The 7044-nt window shown below is 59.7% G+C and carries 6 protein-coding genes; all 6 read left to right on the top strand.

The genetic code is table 11. The features are described from left to right. The first annotated feature begins 184 nt into the window (after positions 1-184). Positions 185-436 carry a type B 50S ribosomal protein L31 gene (locus ACDC67_RS13020; protein ID WP_376693793.1) on the top strand — a complete coding sequence of 84 codons (252 nt, stop codon included), beginning with the start codon at positions 185-187 and terminating at the stop codon, positions 434-436. Between the two features lie 200 nt (positions 437-636). Next, a complete protein-coding gene (locus tag ACDC67_RS13015) occupies positions 637-1167 on the top strand; it encodes a GspH/FimT family pseudopilin (RefSeq protein WP_376693791.1) in 531 nt (176 codons plus the stop codon). Positions 1168-1184: 17 nt separating this feature from the next. Further along, positions 1185-1589 carry a type IV pilus modification protein PilV gene (gene pilV, locus ACDC67_RS13010; RefSeq protein ID WP_376693790.1) on the top strand — a complete coding sequence of 135 codons (405 nt, stop codon included), beginning with the start codon at positions 1185-1187 and terminating at the stop codon, positions 1587-1589. 10 nt (positions 1590-1599) lie between these two features. Beyond that, positions 1600-2799: a PilW family protein gene (locus tag ACDC67_RS13005; RefSeq protein WP_376693788.1), complete on the top strand. Its 1200-nt coding sequence runs from the start codon at positions 1600-1602 to the stop codon at positions 2797-2799. 7 nt (positions 2800-2806) lie between these two features. Then, positions 2807-3346, top strand: a complete 540-nt coding sequence (locus ACDC67_RS13000; protein ID WP_376693787.1) for a pilus assembly PilX family protein — start codon at positions 2807-2809, stop codon at positions 3344-3346. Between the two features lie 43 nt (positions 3347-3389). Beyond that, positions 3390-7043, top strand: coding sequence for a pilus assembly protein (locus tag ACDC67_RS12995; protein ID WP_376693785.1), 3654 nt, complete (start codon positions 3390-3392; stop codon positions 7041-7043). Position 7044: the final 1 nt, after the last annotated feature.

Below are 7044 nucleotides of genomic sequence, written 5' to 3'. Positions count from 1 at the left end.
TGGCAATCGTCTCCCGATCCATGGCCCCGCTCCTTGTCAGAATAAAAAGGGGACACTTTAACTTTGCGGAAAGGGGACATTAGCGCTTTGGGCTAACACTGCCGGGCTGCTAACTTGCAATGATCGCCGCAATCCACGACAATACCCGGCTATTTTCTCCAGATCGACCCAGGAATCGAGAGCCATGAAACCCGAAATCCATCCCGAATACCGCGAAGTGGTGTTCCAGGACCTCTCCAGCGACCTCGTCTTCAAGACCCGCTCGACCGTCCAGACCAAGGAAACCATCGAGTGGGAAGACGGCAACGAGTATCCGCTGGTCAAGGTGGAAGTCTCGAGCAAGTCGCACCCCTTCTACACCGGCAAGCACAAGATCATGGACTCCGGCGGTCGCGTCGACCGCTTCAAGCAGCGCTACGGCAAGGGCAAGAAGTAAAGCCCCGGCCGGGCCCGCTCGGCTTGCCGCGCACGTCCCGAAGCCACCGCCCGCCACCGGCGCGCGGTGGCTTTGCGCTTTCTGGACGCTGACTCCCGACCGCCGATCCGGAAACCGCCCCCGCTCGTCGCCTACCGCTGTCCCTCGGCCTGTGCGAGGGCTACGCTACGCCTGAATCAATCCAACAGGGCGCGCGCGTCGTGAAATACCAATCCAATCGCGGATTTACCGTTCTGGAACTGATGATCACGGTTACGGTGCTCGTCATTCTGGCGACTGTCGCGCTGCCGAATATGCGCTCGACAATCCAGAACAATCGCATGACCGCCCAGGTCAACGGATTCTTGACCGCGTTCCAGCTCGCTCGCAGCGAAGCCGTGAAGCGCGGCGAACCCGTTTCCATCTGCGCCAGCGATGATTCGAGCAGTTGCTCCGGTAGTTGGGAGGACGGCTGGATCGTGTTTGTTGACGGAAACGCGGTTGGCAGTAGCAGCGCCAGTGTGGATACAGTGCTGCAGGTGTGGGACGGCTTCGATGGAGACGCCACGCACACCGGTGACGAACCCGACTTCCTGCGCTACGTCGGCAGCGGCACCATGGACAGAGACGCAGGGATCTCATTGCCAGTCACCTTTGATATCGAGATCGCCGATTGCACTGCCGACAACAACCGGCGCCTGGTGATTTCAGCGACTGGCAGCGCCGATGTTCGTCGGCGGGCGTGCAACTAGACTCCTGGAGTGCCTCGATGAAGAACGTTTCCCCTATTTCCAACGCCCGAGGCTTGAGTCTCATCGAAGTGCTCGTGGCGGTTCTGGTGTTGTCGATCGGACTTCTCGGGCTGGCCGCCCTGCAAGGTTTTTCGCTACAGGCCGGGCAGGGCGCCTACTACAGGACCCAGGCAACGAATGTCGCCTACGAGGTGGCGGATTTCGTTCGGCTGAATCGATCGGCCGCCATGAATAGCTGCGATGTTCCCGTGCTGGCTGGCTGGAGCAATTTCATCGCGACTCAGCTTCCGGGCGGCGAACTCGCGGTGCGGTTCACTGACTGCGACCTGGGCGAAATCCAGGTCTCGATTACCTGGGACGAGGACCGCGTAGAAGACGCCGACTCGGGTAGTGAGAGCCTGGTAGTTACCACAAGAATTTAGGACTAGCGCTATGAGCATGAGAATAGTCGAAAGAGCCGCTGGACAGCGAGGCGTCAGCCTGATCGAGTTGATGATCGCCATGGTGCTGGGGCTGCTGGTGCTGGGTGCGGTCATCCAGCTTTTCATCGGATCAAAGGCAACGTATACCTCGAACGAAGCACTCGCGCGCGTCCAGGAGAACGGGCGCTTCAGTATTGAGTTGCTCAAGCAAGAAGTTCGCGACATCGGCGCTCAGGGCTTCTGCGCCGCGCGCCTCGAGATCCGCAATCATCTGGATACCGATTGCCCCAACCATCCCGGTGATATTTTCGGCTCCGACCTGGCCTTCATGGGCTGGGAGTTCGACGGCACCGGGCGTGCCGAGGCTTACACCCTGCCGGAAGACCTCTCGCCCGATGAAATTGCCCGTTCCAAGTGGAGTACGCAGTTGCCGGATGGCAGCACCGACTCCCTGCCTTCCTGGCTGGAGGGTCTCGTGGTCCCGGGTAGCGATGTTGTCGTCCTCAGGCAACCGGAGATCGTTCCTGGTATTACCGCCGATCCCGGCAGTAACAACAGCTCCACGGCCAATAGCATCACGCTGACCGGCTCCCACGGCCTCGAGCCGAATGAGATTGTTCTTGTGAGCAACTGCACCACCGGAGCTGACCTGTTTCAGAATGTCCAAGGCGGTGGCGGAGGCGGAGGCGGCAACGGAGGCGGATCCGGCAACTCAAGCGCGCTGACCAGAGGCGGCGGGTCATGTTCAAACCCAGGGCCTGGCAACGTGAACCTTGGTTCATGGAGTACGGTTTACGACGACACCATGCAGCTCTTCCGGCTTCGCGTAGATGCCTATTTCGTCGGCCTCAACGACGATACGGGTGAGCCAGGCCTCTATCGGCACGACTTCTCTCGCCAGCAGACAGAAGAGCTGGTCTCCGGTGTCGAGAACATGCAGATCCTCTACGGCTACAGCAATCCTTCGGACGAGGGGGGCGACGGGCAGACGGTGAATCACTGGCTGCCGGCTCACCAGGTGCCCAATTGGGAATTCGTCATCGGCGCGCGCTTGAGCCTGCTGGTTCGGTCTCCCGAGAACATGGGCGACGGTACGGTACAAAGGACCTTCGATCTGGCCAGTACGGCAGTCACGCACCAGGAAGACGGCCGGCTTCGGCAGCCGTTCTTCACCGCGGTCAGCCTGCGGAACCGACAGATCGTAATGTGAGGGCGCCATGAAACGCAGCATTGAATTTCGCAAGCAGCAAGGTGTGGCCCTGTTCGTCGGGTTGATGTTTCTCCTTGTCCTGACGCTTCTCGGGCTGAGCGCGAGCAACGGCTCGATCATGCAGGAGCGGATGGCGGGAAATGTCGCTGACTACAATGCCGCCTTCCAGGACGCCGAGCGGACGCTTCGCGAAGTCGAGTCGCGAATTACAGAGTTTTCGCAGGGCGGCTCCGGCGGTCTGGGTGCGATTCCGACGTGGGAGGACTGGGACCTTCCGATCAACGACTGCTCGATGTCGACGCCGTCCAACTGGGAGAGCTGGGCGGGCGATCGCTGGAAAACGGCCCCGTCGACGGGCAATGAATACTTCATTCTCGACCTGAGTGACTACGTCAATGACGAGGGCCTTCCGACAGCGTCGGCTTGCCGGCCGGTGTCGGAGAGCGAGATGAATACCGCGGGCGAGTACTTCGTCATTGTCGCGAAAGGGAGTGGCCCCGCCGGATCAGAGGCGATTGTCCAGAGTATTTTCTTCTGGCCCCAGTGAGTTCCGTTTGACTCGGCCGATGCCGAGATTTGGAGAGTGTTTCATGTACTTCAACAAATCCATCCTGATTTCCTGCGTCGCAGTCCTTGCCTTTGGCGTGGGCCATAACGCACGCGCCGAGCTCGATATCTCCAACGCGCCGCTCTTCCTGGTGACGCCAGTAAAGCCCGCCCTGATCATGGCGCTGGACGATTCGGGTTCGATGGACGCCGAAGTCATTTTCCCTTCCAATGACGGCGCCGCTTGGTGGCATACTCGCGACGAGTCCTACACGGGGCGAGGCGCCGATCGCGAGAACCTTGGTGACGAGGAGCGACGGGGCGCCATCAATTTCAACTGGAACGGTGGCGCCAACGGCACTTGGAAGAAGTACTTCTACCTTTTCCCGAACGGATCCGGCGTCAATCAGGGGCGTCGCTCATTGACCGACAACTGGAACGATCACTTTGCGGTTCCTCCAATCCCGGAATTTGCATGGACGCGATCTCCAGCCTACAACGCTCAGTACTTTGATCCGGCGCTGGATTACCCGCCCTATCCGGATACGGATACGCAAAGCTTTGGTGATGTCAGCCCCACTGCCGCTCCTTGGGACCCCATACTGGGCGCTGATGATTTCACCGTCGATCTCACCGACACTATTGAAAGCCGTGAGAATCAGTGGACCTTTCGCATGTATGAAGGGATGGAGATTCCGGCCGGCACGCGCGTCAACCCGGAAGGTGGAAATGCTTGTGACAACTTCACCGACAATGGATGGCACACCCTAACCTCAGATCTATTGATCCGGAATAACGACAATTGGGGCAATAATCACTGCGACGTGGCTTTCGACTATTTTCCCGCGACGTTCTGGTTGCCTGAGGGTGCGCCCTTGCCGGATGGCTTCGGGTTTACCGGCACGCCCCTGGAGAGCGCCACTGGCGGTCCAATCGAAGCGGAGCCATTTACCCAGCGCATGTACGGCTACGAGATCAAGCCGGGTAATTTCGCATCCAATGCGGACTACAAGAGCGCGATACAGAAGTTCGCGAACTGGTTCACCTACTACCGCAAGCGCAGCATGTCCCTTCGAGGGGCCATCGGCCGCGCGTTCGCTCCTTTCAACTTCTTGCGAGTCGGGCGCTTCACCATCAACAATCGGAATTCTGTCGACATGATCGACCTGGACGATGATTCGGAGAAGTCCGGTCTGCTTGATTGGGCGTATGGCCTTCGGGGTTCCGGCGGCACACCAAACCGTGAGGCGGTCAAGCATCTAGGTGACGAGTTCATGGGCGATGGCGATAATGCACCAGTGCTCGAAGCTTGTCAGAAGAACTTCGGCATGCTGTTCACCGATGGCTACAGCAACAACAGCGGCCCGAATGTGGGCAATACTGACGATGGCGAGCCAGCGCCCATCGGCGATAGCTATTCCAATACCATGGCCGACATCGCCTACTCGTTTTACGAATCCAACATCCGCGACGATCTGGAAGAAGGCCGGGTCCCGACACCCTCCGCCTGTGATCAGGATAATCCGCCGCTCAACCTGGATTGCCAGAACGACCCACACATGAATTTCTTTGGTGTCAGCATGGGTGGCGATGGCCTCATTTACCAGATCGACGAGGACGCCACCGAGGACCCCTGGAACAATCCACCCGATTGGTTCAACCCCAATGCGCAACGAAATCCCTCGGCAATCGACGATATGTGGCACGCGTCGATCAGCACGAGGGGCGAGATGTTCTCGGCGCGTTCTGCGGACGAAGTGGCCGCCGCTATTGAATCCGTGCTTTCGACGATTGCCGGTCGAACGCTGACGGTCGGCTTTTCAGCCAACTCCACCCGCCTTGATCTCGGCTCGCTTCTCTTCCAGTCGACCATCGACAGCACCAACTGGACGGGCGATGTTCTGGCCTTCGAGCCCGGGGAATCCGACCCCGAATGGGTCGCCTCCGACGAACTGCCGGAGCACGGCGAACGAAGTATCTATACCTGGTCTTCAGAGACCGAGGGCGGGATCGAGTTCAATACATCCGTCGTTTCGGACCGAATTCGAAAGATCATCCTGGGCATCGACACTGGTGAAGACATCGAGCCGGACGAGCGGCTACTTGCCAACGCCTTGATCGATTATGTCCGCGGCGACCAGAGTCGTGAGCAGGATGATGGGCCGTTCCGGGAGCGCAATAAGCTGATCGGCGATATCGTCAGTTCTCGGCCGGTCTATGCAGGCCCGAGTAACGAGGGCTGGGCCCGGGTGAGCGATGAGTACGCGGAGTATCTCGATGAAGACAAGCAGGATCGTACCCCGGTTGTCTACGTCGGTTCCAATGACGGGATGTTGCACGCTTTTGATGCCGATAGCGGCACGGAACTCTTCGCTTATGTTCCCGCCTCGGTCCACGGCAAACTGCGCGAGCTCGCTGATCCGGACTACGGGCACGAGTTCTTCGTGGATGGCCAGACTGCCATCGGCGATGTGGAGCTTGATGGAGACGATGACTGGACCAGCGTGCTCGTGGGTACACTGGGTGCTGGCGGTCGCGGTGTCTACGCCCTTGATATCGGCAATCCGGACGGATTCGATCCCGGCCGCGATGTCTTGTGGGAGCTCACTGCAGAAGACGATGAGGATATCGGCTACACCTTCGGTGAACCGATCATCACTCGCCTGGAATCGGGGGAATGGGTGGCCGTGTTCGGCAATGGGTACAACTCGGCCGATGAGCAGGCTCACCTTTTCGTTGTGAGCATTTCCGACGGCGATATTCTTCACAAGGTTGAGCTTGGCGATGCAGGCGGCAATGGCTTGTCGGGCGTGACTGGCTGGCGTGATGTCACCACTCGAACCTATCTCGAGCGCGTCTACGGCGGGGATCTCAACGGCACGATGTGGCGCGTCGATTTCAATGATAGCGAGCCCAGCGTGTATTTTGATGATGGCCTGTTTACCGACCCGCTTGGCGACGCCATCACCGCGACGCCGACGCTCGCGGCGCACCCGTCTGGCGGTCTCATGGTTTACTACGGCACCGGCAAGCTGGTCGAAGTGGCGGATCGCTCCGATGAAAGCCTGAGGCGACTCTGGGCGGTCAGGGATCGTAATGAGGCTATAAGCAACAACAATCTGAACGGGTTCGCGGAACTCGAGCTCGAAACCGCGCCTTCGGAGGACGGAATGCCGCCACAACGCCGAATCACCGGCGCCGAGACGGCCACGGACGGCTGGTACGTGGACCTTGAGGTTGACGGCGATGAGAAGGGTGAGCGAATTCTTTCGAAACCGCGAGTCGTTTTCGGCACCCTGATCGCGACCTCCTATGAACCCAACGACGACCCCTGCCTGTCGGGGGGTACACAACGGATCTACGTGCTTGATGCACTCACCGGCGCCGGGCGCTTCAATGGTGGCGGCGGCTCGAGCTGCACGGACTGCGCGGGGCCTGAGGTGGGCACCGGCGCACCGATTGCCCCGCCAGTGGTGATCAGCCGCCCCGAGCCGCCCGATAGTGACGAAATCGACTTCCCCGGTTACCCTGACCCGGAAGATCCGGAAGATCCGCCGACGCCGCCTGGAACAGGCTCGACCGAAGACCGTGAAGGATGGTGTTCGGAATTCGGTATTCCGCCCCTGGCCGCCGGTGGTAGTTTCCAGCGTCTGGGTACGATCTGCGAAGGTCGGCAGGTCTGGCGTCAGCGGAGGTAAA

The sequence above is a fragment of the Wenzhouxiangella indolica genome, from assembly GCF_042310355.1.
Taxonomy (GTDB): domain Bacteria; phylum Pseudomonadota; class Gammaproteobacteria; order Xanthomonadales; family Wenzhouxiangellaceae; genus Wenzhouxiangella.
This window is presented reverse-complemented; position numbering and strand designations above follow the sequence as displayed.

Bases quoted from the DNA above. Each gene is read 5' to 3' on its own strand.
- ACDC67_RS13020 (WP_376693793.1), top strand. From the start codon at position 185: ATGAAACCCGAAATCCATCCCGAATACCGCGAAGTGGTGTTCCAGGAC.
- pilV (WP_376693790.1), top strand. From the start codon at position 1,185: ATGAAGAACGTTTCCCCTATTTCCAACGCCCGAGGCTTGAGTCTCATC.
- ACDC67_RS13005 (WP_376693788.1), top strand. From the start codon at position 1,600: ATGAGCATGAGAATAGTCGAAAGAGCCGCTGGACAGCGAGGCGTCAGC.
- ACDC67_RS13000 (WP_376693787.1), top strand. From the start codon at position 2,807: ATGAAACGCAGCATTGAATTTCGCAAGCAGCAAGGTGTGGCCCTGTTC.
- ACDC67_RS12995 (WP_376693785.1), top strand. From the start codon at position 3,390: ATGTACTTCAACAAATCCATCCTGATTTCCTGCGTCGCAGTCCTTGCC.